Here is a 16,252-nt window from a genome sequence, read left to right on the forward strand (position 1 = left end):
TGGCGGTGGTCATCGGCGCGGGGGCCCGTACTCGTCGGGCCGGGTTTCCCCAACCACAGGCAAAGAAGCGTGTTGACGGCGGGGCGCGTGGCTCCGGTTCTGGCAGCGTCTACTAAGGCGTTTCGTGCCGGCCATGGGGGAGGGGCTTATGCGTCGTGTCGGGGATGGCGAGCACTTCGATCAGCTGCTCTCCGCCGTCAGGACATTTTGCGGCGAAAGCCGCAGTGGTGAGAGCTGTGTCGTGGCGGAGGCGTACAGCCAGGACATCAGGGTCGTGGTGCGCACGCTCATGGTGGCGAAGGCACTCTGCGGCCTGCTCTCGGCGCGGCTGTTCGTGCTGGCGGACCCGGAGTGGAAGCGGCTGGCCGAGGCGTTCGGCGCCACCGGTGACGCCCGGCCGGAGGCGCCGCCGGCCGCGCTGGTCACCAGCCGGCCGGATCGCGGGGTGCGCGGGGACATCCCGGTGGTGCACGTTCACGGCACCGGGGGGCTGAAGGCGTACGCGTTGTTCCCCGGCCAGGGCGCGTGCTCCTTCCAGGACGAGCTGCCCGCCAGGGTCGGCGCGTTCTTCGAACGGCACGTCTGGCCGCGCAGGTCCGCCATCTGGCCCAGCGCGGAGCGGGTGGCCTGGCGCTCGAAGAGCGGCTACCAGATCCGTACGGAGACCGAACGCCGCCAGCTCCGCTACTACGGCTGCGCCCGCCTGGGCATCGACGCCGACCGGCCGACGATCGCCGTGTTCGGTCACGCGCCCGAGGACAGGGAGCTGTTCGAGACGACGGCGGAGTTCGCCGCGTCGGACCAGTCCGCGAACTGGCTCTTCCTCGACCCCGTCGCGCACGACCACCCTCGGATCAGGTGCGTGACCGGCGCCCTGACCACGAACATCCTCTGGAGCCTGGCGGACGTGGGCGTCACATTCAGGGACAGCGACCTGCCCGCCTTCGGCATCCCCGTCATCCAGGCCGGCTGGTCGGAGGGCAGCGCCTGCGGCGCCACGCACGTCGCCCGCTCGCCCGCCGAACACCGCGTGCTGCTCGGAGAGGCCATCGCCAGGCATGCGAAAGGCGAGAGCATCCTCGGGCCCGAGCAGCGCGAGCGCGCCCGCCTGTGGCTCTGGTTGCGCCGCTGCGGCGCCGACGTGCCCACCCAGCTCCTGCCGCACTGGGAGCACGGTGCCGACTACGCGCGCACGCTCGCCGTCAACCTGCTGCACGTGGAGCGCGACGGCGATCCCCTCTACGACGCGGTACGCCGCATGTGGGACAGGCGCGAACCCGTGCTCTCCCGATTCGACTTCCAGGACCCGGCCGTCACCTTCACCCCAGTGGGCACCCCCGTGAGGAGCACCCGATGAGCAGCGCAGAATCCGCCACCGACCTCGATCCGGTGATCCTCCCCGCGATCCCGCCCGTCCACCTGCTCAGCGGCGACGTCTCCGCGCTGCAGGTGACCGACAGGCTGCGCCGGGGCGCCCAGATCCTGGGCAGGTTCGAGACGTCGGGGCTGGCCGGGTTCAAGGTGGCCGCGCAAGGGCGGCCGCTGCGGGTGCGGGTGTCCCTGTCCACGGACGAGCTGTCCGTGAGCGGCTGGCACACCGGCAGGACCGAGCCCGCGAGCCCGCTGCCGCGGCTCGTGCAGGTCCGCTGCCAGGGGCGGCTGCGCCAGTGCGCGCTGCTGAAGGGCCGGCGGGCGCTCGTCCAGGTGCCCTTCGACCTGACCGCCGAGGAGATCCCCGACGACGGCCTGATCTGCGTCGAGGTGCTGGACATCACGGAGGGCGACGGCGTCCGCGAGGAGGTCAGGCAGGCCGTGTCGGGCCTCGTCGCGCCCGACGGCGTGGCGGGGCTGCGGCTGAACAAGGTCGTGTTCGAGGAGCCTCCCGCGGTGGACTTCGACCCGGACACGCTGGACGGGGCGCGCTGCGAGCTGTCGTCGCTGATCAGCGCCGGCGGCCTGGCGAACCGCAACCGGCAGGGGGTACGGGTGCTGCGTTCGGGCCTGTTCGTGGTCAACCCGGTGCTCAAGGACACGTTCGGGTCGAGCGGGCGGCTCACGTTCAGGCTGGGCACGAGGGCGGAGGCGGCCAGCGTCCTGCCGGTGACGTGGCGGCGGATGCACAGCGAGCTGCGTTGGTTGCGGCACGCGGGCCGGAAGCTGTTCGGTACGGCGGCGCCGTCCGTGGAGCGGGTCCTCAGCGTGAGGGACGGGGACATGGGGGCGCCGGAGCAGCGCGCGCAGGGGAACGTCATGGAACTCGCGCTGCCCAGCGCTACGCAGTCGCCGTACCTGGTGCTCGTCGCCCCACGCCAGGGCTCCGTCCCCACGCTGGAGTCCTGTACGTCCCAGTAGTACGGGATTGAACTATCCCGGCTCGAATAAGATGCTTTCATGGGCGACGCTATCGACAGGATCCTCGAGCAGTGGCGGCGCGAGCGGCCCGATCTCGACCTGTCGGCCATGGGCATGTTCGGGCGGCTCGCCCAGGTGATGCGGATCCTGGAGCCGCGGATCGACCAGGTCTTCAGCAAGCACGGCCTGCGCCAGGGCGAGTTCGACGTGCTGGCCGCGCTGCGCCGGGCGGGGCCGCCGTACACGCTGATTCCGTCGGAGCTGTCGGCGGTGCTGATGATGTCGCGGGCCGGCATGACCAACCGGCTCGACCGGCTGGAGGCCGCCGGGCTGGTCGAGCGCAGCCTCGACCCGGCCGACCGGCGCAGCTTCCGCGTCCGGCTGACCCGTAAGGGACTGCGGATCATCGACGACACGCTCACCGAGCACGCCGCGAACATGGCCCGCCTGGCCTCCCCCGTCACCCCCGAGGAGGCCGAGACGCTGGCCGAAATCCTGCGCAAGCTCCTCGACGGTAACCAGGAGGAGCGCGGAGCTTAATAGGTCGGGAAAAATGGCGATCTTCTGTGATATCGCCGCTGAGCGGGCAGTTTGTCAATGTGGGCAGGAGCGGTTTGCGAATCGAGACGATCCGGCATCTGCACTGCACGGTCATCCGCGCAAGCGGTCAGCTCGACCACGCGGGCCGAGTCCTTTTCAGCGCCCGGATCGAGGCCGTGTGGGACTGGTCGGAGGGCCCCGTTCTCGTGTTCGACCTGGCCGACCTGGACTTCTACGACTCCTCGGTCATCGGGGTGCTGGCGATGGCGATGCAGCGGATGGAGGAGGAAGGGAGCGGGAGGATCATCCTGGTCCGTCCCTCCGGCCATCTGCTGTCGGTGTTGCGGCTGACGGACCTGCTGTCACACGTGGAGCTGCGCGACAGCGTCGAGAAGACGGTGGCGGAGCTGATGACGCAGTCGGGTAACCTCGCGGGACCCGTCCCGCCGTCCGTGGTCATGCGGGTGAGCGGGCCGGAAAGTCCCGGCTAGGTTCGTCTCCAGCGCGCGTACAGGAGACTCAGAGCCCGTACGTCTCCAGCAACCGCAACCAGACCTCGCTCACCGTCGGGAAGGACGGGACGGCGTGCCAGAGCCGGTCGAGCGGCACCTCGGCGGTCACCGCGATCGTGGCCGCGTGCAGTAGCTCGGCCGCGCCGGGCCCGGCGAACGTCACGCCCAGCAGCACCTTCCTGTCCTCGTCCACGACCGCCCTGGCCCGGCCGCGGTAGCCGTCGCCCAGCAGGTACGCCCCCGTGACCGCGCCCATGTCGTAGTCCACCGCGCGAACCCGGAAGCCCGCCTTCCGAGCCGCCTCCTCGGTGCGGCCGACCGCGCAGATCTGCGGATCGGTGAACACGACCTGCGGCGCGCCGTAGCCGCCCGCGAGATCGCGCATGGCGGGCAACTCGTCGCCGCGGGCCCGTGCGGCGATCACGTCACCGCAGACCCTGGCCTGATATTTGCCCATGTGCGTGAGGAGTACGCGACCGTTGACGTCGCCCACGGCGTACAGCCAGCCCTCGGAGACGGCGGTCGCCCGCATGCTGTCGTCCACCTCGACGGGAGCGTCGTCCGGCAGGCCCACCGTGCCGAGGCCCAGCCCGCGGGTCGCGGCCCGGCGGCCGGTGGCCACCAGCAGCTCGTCGGCCTCCAGCGGCGGCCCGTCCGGCAGGTGCAGCGTCACCTTCCCGCCGGGCTCGGGACGCTCGACCCGGACGGCCTGGGTGTGGGTGCGCACCTCGATCCCCGCCTCGGCGAACGACTCGGCCAGCATCTCGCCCGCGAACGGCTCCATCTTGCCCAGCAGGCCGCCGCCGCGTACCAGGACGGTGGTCTGCCGGGCGCCGAGCCCATGCATGGCCTGGGCCATCTCGCAGGCCACCACGCCGCCGCCGAGCACCGCCAGCCGCTCGGGAATCTCCTTGGCCGCGGTCACCTCGTGGCTGGTCCACGGGGCCGCTTCGGCCATCCCGGGCACCGGCGGCACCACCGGGGTGCTGCCCGTGGCCAGCACGACGGCCTGCCTGGCCGTCAGCACCCGCTCGCCGCCGTCGTCCAAGGTGACGCGCACCCGCTTGGGGCCGTCGAGCCGGCCGCGACCGCGTACGAACTCGGCCGGGACCCCCTCGATCCAGCGCACCTGCCCGGTGTCGTCGTAGTTTCCGATGGCCTCGTCGCGCCTGGCCAGCACCGCGTCCACGTCGATCGGCCCGAGATCGAGACCGGGGACCCGGCGCACCTCGCCGGCCAGATCGATCGGCCGCAGCAGCGCCTTGCTGGGCACGCACGCCCAGTAGGAGCACTCGCCGCCGGCCAGCCGATCTTCGACGATCGCCGCGGTCAGGCCGCCGCGCACGGCCCTGTCCAGGACGTTCTCACCGGCGGGACCGGCGCCGATCACGATGACGTCGAACTCGTCAGCCACGCCTGCCTCCAGTACCACTCGCCTATGGATGAACTCTTTCACGATTACAGCAACCCGCTGGGTTCTCCCCGCCGGGGGGTGCGTGGGTGAGAGACCTTTCATCTCGTGCTCATGGTGGCCCAACGGCCGCCCGAGAGCCTGAGGTCAGCCGCGGAAAGCCCGCGGAGGACACCAGGAGGCTCACATGGGTCACACGTTACAGCGGCTCCTGCTCGTAATGGCGGTCGCGCTCGGACTGGGCACCACGGGCACGATCTTCATGACGGCAGGCGCACACGCAGCCGCCCCGACCGCCGTCCACGTCGCCACGCCCTCGGACGACGATGATGACGACGACGGCACTCCGCGCGGTGGGGTGGACACTGGCGTCGGTGGGGCCACGCGGGACGACGACGATGACGACGACGCTCCCAGCGGCGGGGTCGACACCGGGATGGGCGGGACCGCCGGGGACGGCACTGCCGGAAGCGGGACCACTGACATCGGAAGCACGGAAAGCGTGTCCGCCGAGAGCAGGGCGGTGCCGCTGGTGCCGCTGAGCTTGGCGGGCGCCGGGCTGCTCGGTGTCGGGGCGTACTGGCTGCGGCGCGTGTTCTGGGCCGGGAGCTGACCATGCGCCTGCTCGTGGCGGCCGCCACCTGCGCCCTGCTCGCGACCGGAGCCTGCTCCACAACGAACGCCACCACCCCGGCCGCGGGCGGGGCCGCGGAGCCGGTGGCGGTCGCGGGGGCCGCCTCGGTGGCGTCAGTTGACTTGGCCGATCCAGTACGGCTGCGTATCCCCGCCATCGGCATCTCCACCCGGGTGATCCCGCTGCGGCTGGACGCCAAGGGCAGCCTGGTCGCCCCCGCGAGGTTCGACCGGGTGGGATGGAACAAGGCCGGACCCGAGCCGGGCGAGAAAGGCGTCGCCGTGATCGCGGGTCACGTCGACTCCAAGACCGGGCCGGCGGTGTTCTACCGGCTGCGCGAGCTGCGGAAGGGCGACCGCATCCACGTGGACCGCGCCGACGGCAGCACGGCCACGTTCAGGGTCGGCCGCCTGGCCCGCTACCCGAAGAGCCGCATCCCCGACAAGGAGGTCTACGGTTCGGGCCGGGGCACCCAACTCCGCCTGATCACGTGCGGCGGGACGTTCGACCGCGCCCACCGCAGCTACCGCGACAACGTGATCGTGTTCGCCAGCTGAACCAGCACCCTCACCTGTGCCGCCGAGGAGCCGACTCTTCGGCGGCACAGCCACGCCCACACCGATATGCCCCTGCTCCACCGCCGGCCACATTCGTCTCCATGTACGCCCTTCGTCGGGGGCCGTTAACCCGGAAGCCGTAGCGTGCCCGCATGGCGGATCGTTATCCGACGTCGGTTGCGTACCGGCAGTCGACCGACGGCTATAACACGTACCGGATCCCCGCGGTTGTGGTGACCGGGGCAGGCACGGTGCTGGCGTTCGCGGAGGGGCGGCACACCTCTGCCGGGGACTCCGGCCACATCGACCTGGTGCTCAGGCGGTCGTCGGACGGCGGCGCGACGTGGGGAAACCTGCAGGTGGTCGCCACGGAGCCGCGCCGGGGCACCGCGGGCAACCCGGCGCCGGTGGTGCTGGGCGACGGCAGGATCGTGCTGGTGTACGTCAGGCAGGGGCCGACGGCGACCGAGGACAAGATCAGGCGCGGCCAGGTGCCGGCGGCCGACGGGCGACGGGTGTTCGTGCAGGTCAGTGAGGACGACGGGGTCACCTGGTCGGCGCCCGCGGAGATCACCGGCAGCGTGAAGCGGCCGGAGTGGCGCTGGTACGCGACCGCCCCCGGGCACGCCGTCGAGCTGCGGCAGGGCTCGCACGCCGGGCGGATCGTGGTGCCCGCCAACCACTCCCTGCCGCCGGGCGGGACCGACAACGGCACCGAGGGCAAGTACAACGGCGGCCACTCGCTGCTCAGCGACGACGGCGGCAAGACCTGGCGTATCGGGTACGTCGACGACAATCCGGACGGCTACGTCAACGTCAACGAGACCACGGCGACCGAGCTGCCCGGCGGGCGCGTCTACGTCAACACCCGCACCGACTCCACCGCCCCCGGGACCAGGGCCGACGCCTACTCCTCCGACGGTGGGCAGGCGCTGGAGCTGCCCTTCCGCCCGCAGGCCGGGCTGGTCGGGCCGGTGGTGGAAGGCAGCGTGTTGTGGTGCGCGTCGCCGGACGTGCTGCTGTTCTCAGGCCCGGCGGCACCGGACGCGCGGGCGTCGATGACGGTACGCGCCAGCGACGACCTCGGCGTCACCTGGCGGACCGCCCACACGGTGTCGGGGTTGCCCGCGGCATACTCGGACCTGGTCAGGCTGGACGGGGGAACGGTGGGGCTGCTGTTCGAAACGGGCAACTTCGGCCCGTACGAGAGCATCGTCTTCCGCCGCATCCCGCTCGCCGAACTCGCCGCCTAGATGTACCTCAGGTGGTTGTCGCAGTGCCGGTGGGTGGAGAGTGGATGGTGATCGGGGGGGACGGGCCGGTTTCCTCGGGGCGGGGCGGCTTGCGGGGGGTGCGTGAGCGGCCGTGGAGCGGGAGGCGTTGCACGGTGCGCAGGTGCGGCAGGTGGCGGGTCACGGGTGGCGCCGGCCGTTTGTAGGTCTCGACGTCGGTGCCCGCCAGGGCGTCCGGCATGCTCGCGTACACCGGGATGACGGGCTGGGTGCGCTCCGTCATCAGCGCGATGAGGCGGCGCAGGGGCGGCTGGGCCTCGGCGACGGCCAGGTGGCCGCCCTTGTCGCGCAGGGCGCGATGGGTGATCGCGAGTTGCTCCAGGCCGTTCAGGTCGCAGAACCAGAGCTCCGCCGCCGCCACGACCACGTATTTCACCCGGGACCGCGGCAGCGGGTCGAGGAAGGCGGCCAGCACGGGCCTGGTCGTCAGGTCGAGCTCTCCCGTCAAGGCGATCACCAGGGTAGTGTCGCCGACGGGAACGAGCCGTACCGATAACTCCATCATCTGCACGCGCTCCTTCCCCTCGCCTTTGCGCTAGCCGTGATTGGCGCGGTGGCAGATTTCCGGCTGTTGGCCATCCTCCTCCCCTGCCGCGCCTACAGCCAGGCACTCCGCGACAGCGCGGTCAGGCCAGTGTGGTGAGCGGATTGGGCAGCCTGGCCCAGCTGTCGCCCGGCGGGGCGCCCTCCAGTTGCGCGAGCAGGTGGGCCTTCACCGTGATGTGCGCCCCGAACAGGGCGTCTCGGTCGGCTCGTACGTCCGGGGTGCCCGGGAGCTCGTCGAACACGTTCCGTGCGGCGGCGGCCACGACACCCCAGAGGCGGGACTCCGCGGCGCGGTCACCCTGCCCGAAAAGCGAGATCAGGCTGCCGAACGTGGTGCCTATGAGCGAGCCGAAAAGCTTGGCGTGCAGGACCTCGGGGTCGTCGGTGTGCAGCCTGTCGCTGATCGGCGGGAGTTCGACGCCGTTGCGGGCGAGCCTGGCGGGACTGATTCTGACGTCGGCCAGGTCGCGATAGACCAGCCGCGACGGGGAGCCGTCGCCGTCGAGCGCGACCAGCAGGTTCTGGCCGTGTGCCTCCAGCGCCGCGCCGAGCGCCAGCAGGCCCAGGGTGTCCGCCAGGGCCAGGTGGGCGAACGCCGTCAGCCATCCGGCGGGATCGCGGACCATCGCGCGGGTGACCGCCGCGACCGGGATCGCGTTTCCCGCTCCTGGCTCGCGCAGCATGGCGGACAGGTCGGCGCTGTACTCGCCGTTCACCTTGGCGGCGGCCCCGGCCAGGTAACGGGCGATTTGCGGGCGGCCGCCCTGCCTCGCTGCCAGGGTGGTCAGCAGGTGCGACAGGGGGACGCAGTCGCGTACCGAGCCGGGGGAGATGTCCCTGACGTCCGAGGTCATCCGCGTGGCGAACGCCGTCTTGACGTGCGGGCCGCCGTCGAGAGGGGCGAGAGTTCGTACGGACATGAGCGGGCGGGCCTGGAGAGCCCCCACGATGTGCGGGCGCAGGCCCAGGGCGGGCAGGACGTGCCGGGTCTGCCAGGGGTGCACGGGGAGCAGCAGCCGGTCGCCGTCCATGAGCGGCCACGGGCCCGCGACCAGGCATTCGGCGGCGGGCAGCGCGACCAGGTCCAGAGAGACGACGGGGCGGTGCTCCGGCATGTACGCGAGTTGCTCGGCCACCGAGACGCTCGGGCGGTTGCGGCAGCCCGGGTGGTAGGGGTGGCCGTCGACCACGCTCTGTTCGTGGTCCTCGGGGGTGGTCGTGGCGTGGGGGTGCGCGGCGGCTCCCGCGCGGGACAACGCCAGCGATGCGACGCTGTTGTCCAGATCGTCGACCAGCCGGGCCGTGCCGGGCAGGCTGAGAGTGGACAGGAGCTCGGCCGGATGTGTGTGGGGGCGGCCGTCCAGCCAGAGGGCGGGCTCGCCGCCGAGGTCATGGGGCAGCCGCGCCCGCCCGGTCAGCCTCCGCCCGTCTACCAGCAGGATCTCGCCGCCCCGGACCTTGGCCAGTCCGGGGAGGGGCTCGTACAGGAGGCTGCGCCACAGACGGCCCAGGACGGCGGCTCGGGCGCCCGGGAGGGCCGCCGCGTACCCCGCTGACAGGTCCGGGCGCACGGCGGCCAGCTGCGCCGCGAAGTCCACCTCCAGCCGCCGCATATTTCCCCCCATTTCCAGAATCATGCCTGGTAGCTACCCTGTTGGCGACAATGGGTACAAAGGGTAGGAGCAGGTCGCCATGACACCCATCGACGGCCTCCTCCCGCCCCTCGGGCCGGAACAGGAGGCATGCAGAGACGCCGAAGCCCTCGCGGTGACGGCGCTGCTCAACTGCCTCATCCGTGAAGTGGCCACACACCTGGATCCCAGGACCCTTCTGTTGCCCGCCACCGGCCATGTGCTGCGGGTCGGCGGAGAGCGCTTCCCCACGGGACCGGCGCTGCGCACGCCCGACGGCTGGTGCCCGCTGTCGCTGGACGACCTGATCGCGCTGGCGGCCGCCGAACTGCGTGCGGGCACCGGGGTCGCCAACGACACGCTGCCCGCCGAGATCGTGCACAGCCGGGACGTCATGGCCACCCTGCTGGCGACCAGGCGGACCGCCGTGCCGCCCGCGGACCCGTACCTGCGCTCTGAGCAGGCCCTCGTGGCGGGGCATCGCTACCACCCCGCGCCCAAGGCACGGGGTGGAGCGGGGCCGGAGGCCTGGCTCCCGTACTCGCCGGAGGCGCACGCGAGCTTCGCCCTGCCGCTGTTCGGCGTGCCCGCGGCGAAGCTGGTCGAGGAGGGGGACGCGAGTGCGCTGGACCGGCTCGGCCCGCCGCCGGGGGACGGCCTGGTCCTGCTGCCCGCCCACCCCTGGCAGGTGGAGCTGCTGGGGGGCCTGCGGCTGCGCCAGGTGGGAGTCACCGCCGTCAGGGCGTCGCCGACCTCGTCGATCCGCACGGTGTACCTGCCGGACCAAGACCTGTTCTGCAAGTTCAGCCTGGACGTGCGGATCACGAACGACGTGCGCCGGTTGTGGCGGCACGACCTGCGCCGGCTGACCGAGATCGCGGAGCTGCTCGGCCGGGCCTTCGACGACCTGCCGGACCACGTCGCGCGCCCCGCCGTGCTGCGCGACCGCGGGTACCGCAGCGCCGAGCTGGTGCTGGACGGCGGAGAGTCGCTGGCGGTGATCGTTCGCGACGGGCTGCGCGAGCACCTGCGCCCCGGGCTGACGGCGCTGCTGGCGGCGGGCATCAGCGAGGGTTTTCCCGGCAACCCGCTCGACGGTCTGGGCGAGGAGCAGGCGCTCGCGTGGTGGGAGCGCTATCTCGACCACGTGGTGCCGCCGGTGCTGCACGCGTACCTGCGGCACGGGGTCGTGCTCGAATGCCACCTGCAGAACGTGCTGATCGGGGTGGACGAGCACGGCACACCCGCGCAGGCGATCTTCCGTGACCACGAGGGCGTCAAGCTCGTCGCCGAGCGGCATCCCCGTCTCCACGGCGCCCACGTGGTGAGCGGCTCCTACGGGTGGGAGCGGCTGGTGTACTGCCTGCTGACCAACAACCTCTGCGAGATTGCCGGCGCCCTCGCGGCCCGCCATCCGGGGTTGCGGTCCGAGTTGTGGGTACGTGCGAGGGCCACGTTCGCCGCCTGCGGCAAGGACCACGACGACCCCGAGGAACTCGGTGCCCTGCTGGCCGCCACGCACATCCCGGCCAAGGCCAACCTGCTGCTGCGCTGGCTGGACGCCGGCGGCGGGGACATGCGATGCGTGCCGATCCCCAACCCGTTGAGACTCTTTATGCCGTAAGCTATTCTCAACACTTTACGGCGTATCGAATTCTTACGGAGGGGACGATGGCGACGTTGCACGACGGGAGCACCATCGAGGTCGAGACACATGGGTCGGGCCCTGTCCTGCTGCTGCCGGTCGATCCGCGGCCGGTCGAGGGCGAGCGGGCCGACGAGCTGCGGAAATGGGGCATGGACCCGGCGCTCGGGCGGTCGCTCATAGACGGGCTGCGCGACGCGTTCCGGGTCGTCGCCTTCGACTACCAGGGGCACGTCATGAGCACCCCCAAGCCGGACACGCTCACCCCGGACAACGTCGCGGCCGACCTGCTGGCGGTGGCGGACGCGGCGGGGGCCGGGCGGTTCGCGTACTACGGCTATTCCTGGCTGGCGCTCAGCGGGCTGCAGCTCGCCGTCAGGAGCGACCGGGTCTCGGCGCTGGTCATGGGCGGGTTCCCGGCGTATGCGGGGCCGTACAAGGAGATGCTCCAGGTGACCATGGCGACCCATGCGATGGCCACCGAGCCCCGGCAGGCCACCCCGCAGGCCGCGGAGGAGTACGACTGGTCGTCGGCCGAGGTGACCACCACCGAGGAGCAGGCCCGGCAGTTCGTCACGCTGTATCAGGCGTTGCAGGGGTTCGACGACCGGGCGGTGCGGCTCTCCTGTCCCCGGTTGTGCTTCGCCGGGTCGGCCGACGAGATCGACTACGACGAACGGTGGGGCGGGGTGCGCGTCAGCATCGCGGGCCCGCTGGTGCGGCACGGGGCCGAGCTGGCGGCGCTCGGGTGGGACGTGGCGGTGCTGGACGGGCTCGACCACATGAGCGCCATGCAGGCGGCGAACGTCCTGCCGATCCTGCGCCCCTGGCTCGTGAAGGCGCTGGGCTGACCCCGGTCACGCGTTCCCGAGCTGGTCGGGCAGCGACCGCATGCGGCCGATGATGGCGGTGGTCGAGCGGTCGGGCAGGTAGCCGAGCACCCGTACCTCGCCTCCCAGCGAGCGCACGAGCGCGGCCTCCGCCAGCGCCTCCGCCGTGTAGTCGCCGCCTTTGACGTAGAGCTCCGGCCGGATCAGCCTGAGCAGCCGCTCCGGCGTGTCCTCGTCGAACTCCGTCACGTAGTCGACGTCGTTGAGGGCCGCGAGCACGGACATCCGGTCCTCGCACGGGTTGACAGGCCGTCCGGGGCCCTTGAGCCGGGCCACGCTGGCGTCGCTGTTGACCGCCACCACGAGCACGTCGCCGAGCTGGCCCGCCTGCTCCAGGTACGTAACGTGCCCCCGGTGCAGCACGTCGAAGCAGCCGTTGGTGAACACCACCCGCTCCCCCCTGCGCCGGTGCTCGTCCAGGAGCTGGGCCAGGCGTTCCCCCGTCTGCACGGCGCCCTCCTGGCGGCGCAGGGCGCGCAGCAGCTCGTACCGGGTGCAGATGGCAGTGCCCTGGCGGCGTACCACGACACCGGCCGCCGCCTGGCCCGCCTCCGCGGCCTCCTCCGGCGACGCGCCGTCGGCCAGCCAGAGCGCGAACGCGGCGGTGTAGGTGTCGCCCGCGCCCGTCGCCATGTGATGGGGCGCGGACTGGGCATAGGTCCGGTACGGCGGGTGGCCGCTCCTGTGCAGCAGCGTGCCCTGCCCGTCCAGCGTGGTCACCACGATCCCGGCCCGGGTCAGCTCCAGGAGCCGGTCAGAGCGGGACGTCAGGTACGCCAGCCGGTCCGTCGTCTCGTCCACGTGGCCGAGCAGGCGTACGACCTCGGCGTAGTTGGGCAGGACCGCGGCGGGCCCGCATTCGCGCCATGGCGCCACCGCGTGCGCGTCCACCACCAGCAGCGGGAGCCCGGCCAGCGCCCGGCGCACGGCGGGGGTGAACACGCCGCCGCCGTAGTCGCACGCGACGACCACATCGGCGCCGGGCAGCGCCTCCGCGAGCCGCCCGAGCAGCTCCCGCTCGGCCTCGTCCGGGATGACGTCGAGGTCCTCCTCGTCGTAGCGCGCGGTGAGCTGGCCGCTGGCGACCAGCCGCCACTTGTGCGCGGTACGCCGCCCCGGCACGGTCAGCAGGTCGGTCTCGACACCGAGCAGGCGCAACGACTGTACGAGCTTGTCCCCGCAGGCGTCGTCGCCCACGACGCCGACGAGCCGGACCCGGGCACCGAGCGCCACGAGGTTGGCCGCGGTGTTGGCGGCGCCCCCCGGCGCGTCCTCGGTCGCCTCCAGGCTCATCACGGGCACCGGCGCCTCCTGGGCCAGGCGCTTGGCCGAGCCGAGCAGCCAGGAGTCGAGCATGACATCTCCGACGACCACCGCGTTGACGGCCTTCTCAGTGCCCATGAGGAGCGAGTACCTGCAAAAGACCAGCTCAAACCAGTTATGGGTATGAGGTCTCTGGGTAGCCAGGCGGCTATGCAGGGCACGACGGGACTTGTGGAGGGCGTGGCACGCATCGCGGTGTTGCGGGCCAACGCGCTCGGCGACTTCCTGCTGGCCGTGCCCGCGCTGGAGGCGCTCAAGCGGGCCTACCCCGGCGCCCATCTGACGCTGCTCGGCACGTCGTGGCACGCCGAGTTCCTCGCGGGCCGGCCCGGTCCCGTGGACGACGTGGTGGCGCTGCCGCCGATCTCGGGCGTGTCCACGCCGGAGCCGGGGCACCCGCCGCCGGAGGACCTGTGCGAGGAGCTGCTGGGACGCGAATTCGACCTGGCGGTGCAGATCCACGGGGGCGGCCGGTTCTCCAACCCGTTCGTCCGGCGGCTGGGCGCCAGGGTGAGCGCCGGGCTGCGGGCGCCGGGGGCGGAGCTGCTGGACCGCTGGGTGCCGTACACGGACTATCACCACGAGACCCTGCGCTTCCTGCAGGTCGTCGCGCTGGTCGGCGGGGTCGCGGACGGGTTGGAGGCGCGGGTGGCGGTCACCGGCGACGACCGCGCCGAGCTGGCCCGGGCGCTCGGCGAGCCGCCGCAGGGGCTGGTCGCGGTGCACCCGGGCGCGATGGATCCGCGGCGGCGGTGGCCGGTGGAGCGTTTCGCCGAGGTGGCCGACCTGGTCGGGCGGCCCGTCGCGGTGACGGGCACCCGGCAGGAGGAGGACCTGGTGATGGGCGTGGTCACCGCGATGCGCCGGAGCTCGCGGCCTGCGATCCCCGTGGTGGGCGCGCTCGGCATCGGCGGGCTGGCCGCGCTCTACGAGCGGTGCGACCTGGTGATCGCCAACGACACGGGCCCGCGCCACCTGGCCGCCGCGGTCGGCACACCCACGGTCGCCGTCTACTGGTGCGGCAACCTGATCCAGGCGGGACCGCTCAGCAGGACCACGCACCGGCCGCTGATCTCCTGGATCACGGCGTGCCCGCGATGCGGCGCCAGCGGCGTGGACCCGAGCGCCGAACGTTGCCCGCACGACCCGTCGTGGGTGGCCGACGTCTCGGTGGACATGGTGATGGAGCAGGCCAGGGACCTATTGGGGGATGAGAGATGACTGACAGAGCCGTGCTCGACGAGCTGCAGCAGGCCATCGACGAGGCGTTCCAGGACCGGGACCGGGTCGCGATGAGGGAGGTGTACTCGCGGGTCTCGCAGCACGTGGGCCTGCCCGCCGACCTGCTGACGCACCTCAACGAGCTGCCCGAGGGCGACTACAGCAGGCAGGAGGTGGCCGAGGCGATCAACGACGTCATCACGCGCAGGGGAGAGCAGGACGTACTGGGGCTGCTGGAGGTGCCGCGGCAGTTGCGATCCGTGGATGACGATAATTAGACCGATCGTTCTTGATTGTGCTAGCTTTGCCGCCGTGGCAAGGAGCAAGGAGTTCGATCCCGAGGTCGCCCTGCAACGGGCTCTCGAGCTGTTCTGGGAGCGCGGATACGAGGCGACCTCGATGGCGGATCTCGTGGAGCGGCTCGGGGTCGCGCGGGCGAGCATCTACGCGACCTTCGGCGGCAAGCGCGAGCTCTACCTGAAGGCCCTGGAGCTCTATCTGGAGCAGAGCAACGTGGTCGAGCCGCTGTCCCAGCCGGGTCCCGCGCTGCCCGCCCTGCGCGCCTTCCTCGACTCCTACGTGGCGGAGACGCTGGCAGACGAGCTGCGGCGGGGCTGCATGGTGGTCAACACCGCCGTCGAGCTCGCGGGGCGGGACGCGGCGATGTCGCGGAAGGTCGCGACCAGCTGGGCGGGGCTGGAGACGGCGCTCGCCGCCACGCTGGTCAGGGCGCGCGCCCAGGGGGAGATCCCGGCGGGCAAGGACCCCTACGCGCTGGCCAGGTTCCTGCTCGTGCTGCTGCAGGGCGTCAGGGTGCTCGGCAGGGCCGACCCGGATCCGCGCAGGTTGCGTGACGCGGTGGAGCAGGCCATGATCGCTGTCCAAATTTGAGAACGATTGGTATGGAATGATGGCAGGTCGTTTTGCAGGCAAGGTCGCGCTCGTCACCGGCGCGAGCGGGGTCGTGGGCCGGGCGGCGGCGCTCGCGTACGCGCGGGAGGGTGCGGCGGTGCTGGTCGCGGGCCGGGACACCGCCAGGCTCGCGGAGGTCGTGAAGCCGATCGAGGAGGGGGGCGGCCGGGCGAGCGCGTTCGCCGCGGACGTCACCAGGTCGGCGGAGGTGGCCGCCATGGTCGAGGCCGCCGTCTCCCGGTACGGCGGGCTCGACATGGCCTTCAACGCGGCCGGGATCTTCGGCACGGTGGCGCCGCTGGCCGACTACGACGAGGAAACCTGGGACGACGTGGTCGCGGTGAACCTCAAGGGCATGTTCCTGGCGATGAAGCACGAGATCGCCCACATGCGCTCGCACGGCGGCGGCGTCATCGTCAACGTGGCCTCCAACCTCGGGGCCCACTGGCGGCTGCCGGGGGCGGGCGCGTACGCGGCCTCGAAGGCCGGGGTGAGCTTCCTGACCCGCACCGCGGCCCGCGATCACATCGGCGAGGGGGTGCGCATCAACTCCATCAGCCCCGGCCCCATCGACTCGCCCATGTCGACCCGTCCGGGCGAGACCCGCGAGGACCGGGACGCGCGCATGAGGACCGCCCTGCCGATCGGCCGGGTCGGCACTCCCGAGGAGATCGCCGCCGCGGTGTTGTGGTTGTCGTCACCGGAGTCGAGCTTCGTCGTCGGCCAGGACCACGTGATCGACGGCGGCGCCACGGCCTGACCCCGCCGCGCCGCATAGGTACGGCT

General features: G+C 72.0%; 17 protein-coding genes. 13 read left to right on the forward strand and 4 right to left on the reverse strand.

Annotated features, from left to right (window positions below):
* Positions 1 to 148: 148 nt before the first annotated feature.
* From ACFLIM_RS17290 to ACFLIM_RS17305, 4 genes are all read left to right on the forward strand, one after another.
* Positions 149 to 1,357 (forward strand): hypothetical protein, encoded by a 1,209-nt coding sequence (locus tag ACFLIM_RS17290; RefSeq protein WP_393166469.1) that lies wholly within the window; start codon positions 149 to 151, stop codon positions 1,355 to 1,357.
* Entirely contained in the window at positions 1,354 to 2,352 is a 999-nt protein-coding gene (locus tag ACFLIM_RS17295; protein ID WP_393166471.1) for a hypothetical protein, read from the forward strand. Before ACFLIM_RS17290 ends, ACFLIM_RS17295 begins: the two co-directional genes overlap by 4 nt.
* A 39-nt stretch (positions 2,353 to 2,391) precedes the next feature.
* A complete protein-coding gene (locus tag ACFLIM_RS17300; protein ID WP_393166473.1) occupies positions 2,392 to 2,892 on the forward strand; it encodes a MarR family winged helix-turn-helix transcriptional regulator in 501 nt (166 codons plus the stop codon).
* A 74-nt stretch (positions 2,893 to 2,966) separates the two neighbouring features.
* Positions 2,967 to 3,383 carry an STAS domain-containing protein gene (locus tag ACFLIM_RS17305; RefSeq protein WP_393166475.1) on the forward strand — a complete coding sequence of 139 codons (417 nt, stop codon included), beginning with the start codon at positions 2,967 to 2,969 and terminating at the stop codon, positions 3,381 to 3,383.
* Positions 3,384 to 3,411: 28 nt separating this feature from the next.
* On the opposite strand, the gene ACFLIM_RS17310 is transcribed toward ACFLIM_RS17305, so the two are convergent.
* Complete coding sequence (locus ACFLIM_RS17310; RefSeq protein ID WP_393166477.1) at positions 3,412 to 4,818, reverse strand: dihydrolipoyl dehydrogenase family protein; 1,407 nt, start codon at positions 4,816 to 4,818, stop codon at positions 3,412 to 3,414.
* Positions 4,819 to 5,002: 184 nt separating this feature from the next.
* Here ACFLIM_RS17310 and ACFLIM_RS17315 point away from each other — a divergent pair, with 184 nt between their 5' ends.
* The 3 genes from ACFLIM_RS17315 (at position 5,003) to ACFLIM_RS17325 (ending at position 7,259) form a co-directional block, all read left to right on the forward strand.
* A complete protein-coding gene (locus ACFLIM_RS17315) occupies positions 5,003 to 5,428 on the forward strand; it encodes a hypothetical protein (protein WP_393166479.1) in 426 nt (141 codons plus the stop codon).
* Positions 5,429 to 5,430: 2 nt separating this feature from the next.
* Entirely contained in the window at positions 5,431 to 6,006 is a 576-nt protein-coding gene (locus ACFLIM_RS17320; protein ID WP_393166481.1) for a class F sortase, read from the forward strand.
* 152 nt (positions 6,007 to 6,158) lie between these two features.
* Positions 6,159 to 7,259 carry a sialidase family protein gene (locus ACFLIM_RS17325; protein WP_393166484.1) on the forward strand — a complete coding sequence of 367 codons (1,101 nt, stop codon included), beginning with the start codon at positions 6,159 to 6,161 and terminating at the stop codon, positions 7,257 to 7,259.
* 7 nt (positions 7,260 to 7,266) lie between these two features.
* Here the strand turns inward: ACFLIM_RS17325 and ACFLIM_RS17330 are convergent, their stop codons facing one another.
* Both ACFLIM_RS17330 and ACFLIM_RS17335 read right to left on the reverse strand, forming a co-directional pair.
* Entirely contained in the window at positions 7,267 to 7,803 is a 537-nt protein-coding gene (locus tag ACFLIM_RS17330) for an STAS domain-containing protein (RefSeq protein WP_393166486.1), read from the reverse strand.
* Positions 7,804 to 7,924: 121 nt separating this feature from the next.
* Positions 7,925 to 9,481 (reverse strand): IucA/IucC family protein, encoded by a 1,557-nt coding sequence (locus tag ACFLIM_RS17335; protein WP_393166488.1) that lies wholly within the window; start codon positions 9,479 to 9,481, stop codon positions 7,925 to 7,927.
* A gap of 55 nt (positions 9,482 to 9,536) precedes the next feature.
* On the opposite strand from ACFLIM_RS17335, the gene ACFLIM_RS17340 reads away from it, so the two are divergent.
* Positions 9,537 to 11,099: an IucA/IucC family protein gene (locus tag ACFLIM_RS17340; RefSeq protein ID WP_393166490.1), complete on the forward strand. Its 1,563-nt coding sequence runs from the start codon at positions 9,537 to 9,539 to the stop codon at positions 11,097 to 11,099.
* Positions 11,100 to 11,146: 47 nt separating this feature from the next.
* The gene (locus ACFLIM_RS17345; protein WP_393166491.1) at positions 11,147 to 11,971 is read left to right on the forward strand and encodes an alpha/beta fold hydrolase; all 825 of its coding nucleotides are present in this window, start codon (positions 11,147 to 11,149) and stop codon (positions 11,969 to 11,971) included.
* Positions 11,972 to 11,977: 6 nt separating this feature from the next.
* Here ACFLIM_RS17345 and rfaE2 read toward each other — a convergent pair whose 3' ends face one another.
* Positions 11,978 to 13,411 (reverse strand): D-glycero-beta-D-manno-heptose 1-phosphate adenylyltransferase, encoded by a 1,434-nt coding sequence (rfaE2, locus tag ACFLIM_RS17350; RefSeq protein ID WP_393166492.1) that lies wholly within the window; start codon positions 13,409 to 13,411, stop codon positions 11,978 to 11,980.
* A 72-nt stretch (positions 13,412 to 13,483) separates the two neighbouring features.
* Here rfaE2 and ACFLIM_RS17355 point away from each other — a divergent pair, with 72 nt between their 5' ends.
* From ACFLIM_RS17355 to ACFLIM_RS17370, 4 genes are read left to right on the forward strand one after another with little or no spacing between them, the layout of a single operon-like run.
* Positions 13,484 to 14,554: a glycosyltransferase family 9 protein gene (locus tag ACFLIM_RS17355; protein WP_393166493.1), complete on the forward strand. Its 1,071-nt coding sequence runs from the start codon at positions 13,484 to 13,486 to the stop codon at positions 14,552 to 14,554.
* Complete coding sequence (locus ACFLIM_RS17360) at positions 14,551 to 14,832, forward strand: hypothetical protein (RefSeq protein ID WP_393166494.1); 282 nt, start codon at positions 14,551 to 14,553, stop codon at positions 14,830 to 14,832. The genes ACFLIM_RS17355 and ACFLIM_RS17360 overlap by 4 nt, the downstream gene beginning before the upstream one ends.
* A gap of 34 nt (positions 14,833 to 14,866) precedes the next feature.
* A complete protein-coding gene (locus ACFLIM_RS17365; protein ID WP_393166495.1) occupies positions 14,867 to 15,445 on the forward strand; it encodes a TetR/AcrR family transcriptional regulator in 579 nt (192 codons plus the stop codon).
* A 16-nt stretch (positions 15,446 to 15,461) separates the two neighbouring features.
* On the forward strand, positions 15,462 to 16,226 hold the full coding sequence (locus tag ACFLIM_RS17370) for an SDR family NAD(P)-dependent oxidoreductase (protein WP_393166496.1): 765 nt from the start codon (positions 15,462 to 15,464) through the stop codon (positions 16,224 to 16,226).
* Positions 16,227 to 16,252: the final 26 nt, after the last annotated feature.

Source organism: Nonomuraea marmarensis, assembly GCF_043197025.1.
GTDB classification, from domain to species: domain Bacteria; phylum Actinomycetota; class Actinomycetes; order Streptosporangiales; family Streptosporangiaceae; genus Nonomuraea; species Nonomuraea marmarensis.

Bases quoted from the DNA above. Each gene is read 5' to 3' on its own strand.
- ACFLIM_RS17290 (WP_393166469.1), top strand. From the start codon at position 149: ATGCGTCGTGTCGGGGATGGCGAGCACTTCGATCAGCTGCTCTCCGCC.
- ACFLIM_RS17295 (WP_393166471.1), top strand. From the start codon at position 1,354: ATGAGCAGCGCAGAATCCGCCACCGACCTCGATCCGGTGATCCTCCCC.
- ACFLIM_RS17300 (WP_393166473.1), top strand. From the start codon at position 2,392: ATGGGCGACGCTATCGACAGGATCCTCGAGCAGTGGCGGCGCGAGCGG.
- ACFLIM_RS17315 (WP_393166479.1), top strand. From the start codon at position 5,003: ATGGGTCACACGTTACAGCGGCTCCTGCTCGTAATGGCGGTCGCGCTC.
- ACFLIM_RS17320 (WP_393166481.1), top strand. From the start codon at position 5,431: ATGCGCCTGCTCGTGGCGGCCGCCACCTGCGCCCTGCTCGCGACCGGA.
- ACFLIM_RS17325 (WP_393166484.1), top strand. From the start codon at position 6,159: ATGGCGGATCGTTATCCGACGTCGGTTGCGTACCGGCAGTCGACCGAC.
- ACFLIM_RS17330 (WP_393166486.1), bottom strand. From the start codon at position 7,803: ATGATGGAGTTATCGGTACGGCTCGTTCCCGTCGGCGACACTACCCTG.
- ACFLIM_RS17335 (WP_393166488.1), bottom strand. From the start codon at position 9,481: ATGATTCTGGAAATGGGGGGAAATATGCGGCGGCTGGAGGTGGACTTC.
- ACFLIM_RS17340 (WP_393166490.1), top strand. From the start codon at position 9,537: ATGACACCCATCGACGGCCTCCTCCCGCCCCTCGGGCCGGAACAGGAG.
- ACFLIM_RS17345 (WP_393166491.1), top strand. From the start codon at position 11,147: ATGGCGACGTTGCACGACGGGAGCACCATCGAGGTCGAGACACATGGG.
- rfaE2 (WP_393166492.1), bottom strand. From the start codon at position 13,411: ATGGGCACTGAGAAGGCCGTCAACGCGGTGGTCGTCGGAGATGTCATG.
- ACFLIM_RS17355 (WP_393166493.1), top strand. From the start codon at position 13,484: ATGCAGGGCACGACGGGACTTGTGGAGGGCGTGGCACGCATCGCGGTG.
- ACFLIM_RS17360 (WP_393166494.1), top strand. From the start codon at position 14,551: ATGACTGACAGAGCCGTGCTCGACGAGCTGCAGCAGGCCATCGACGAG.
- ACFLIM_RS17370 (WP_393166496.1), top strand. From the start codon at position 15,462: ATGATGGCAGGTCGTTTTGCAGGCAAGGTCGCGCTCGTCACCGGCGCG.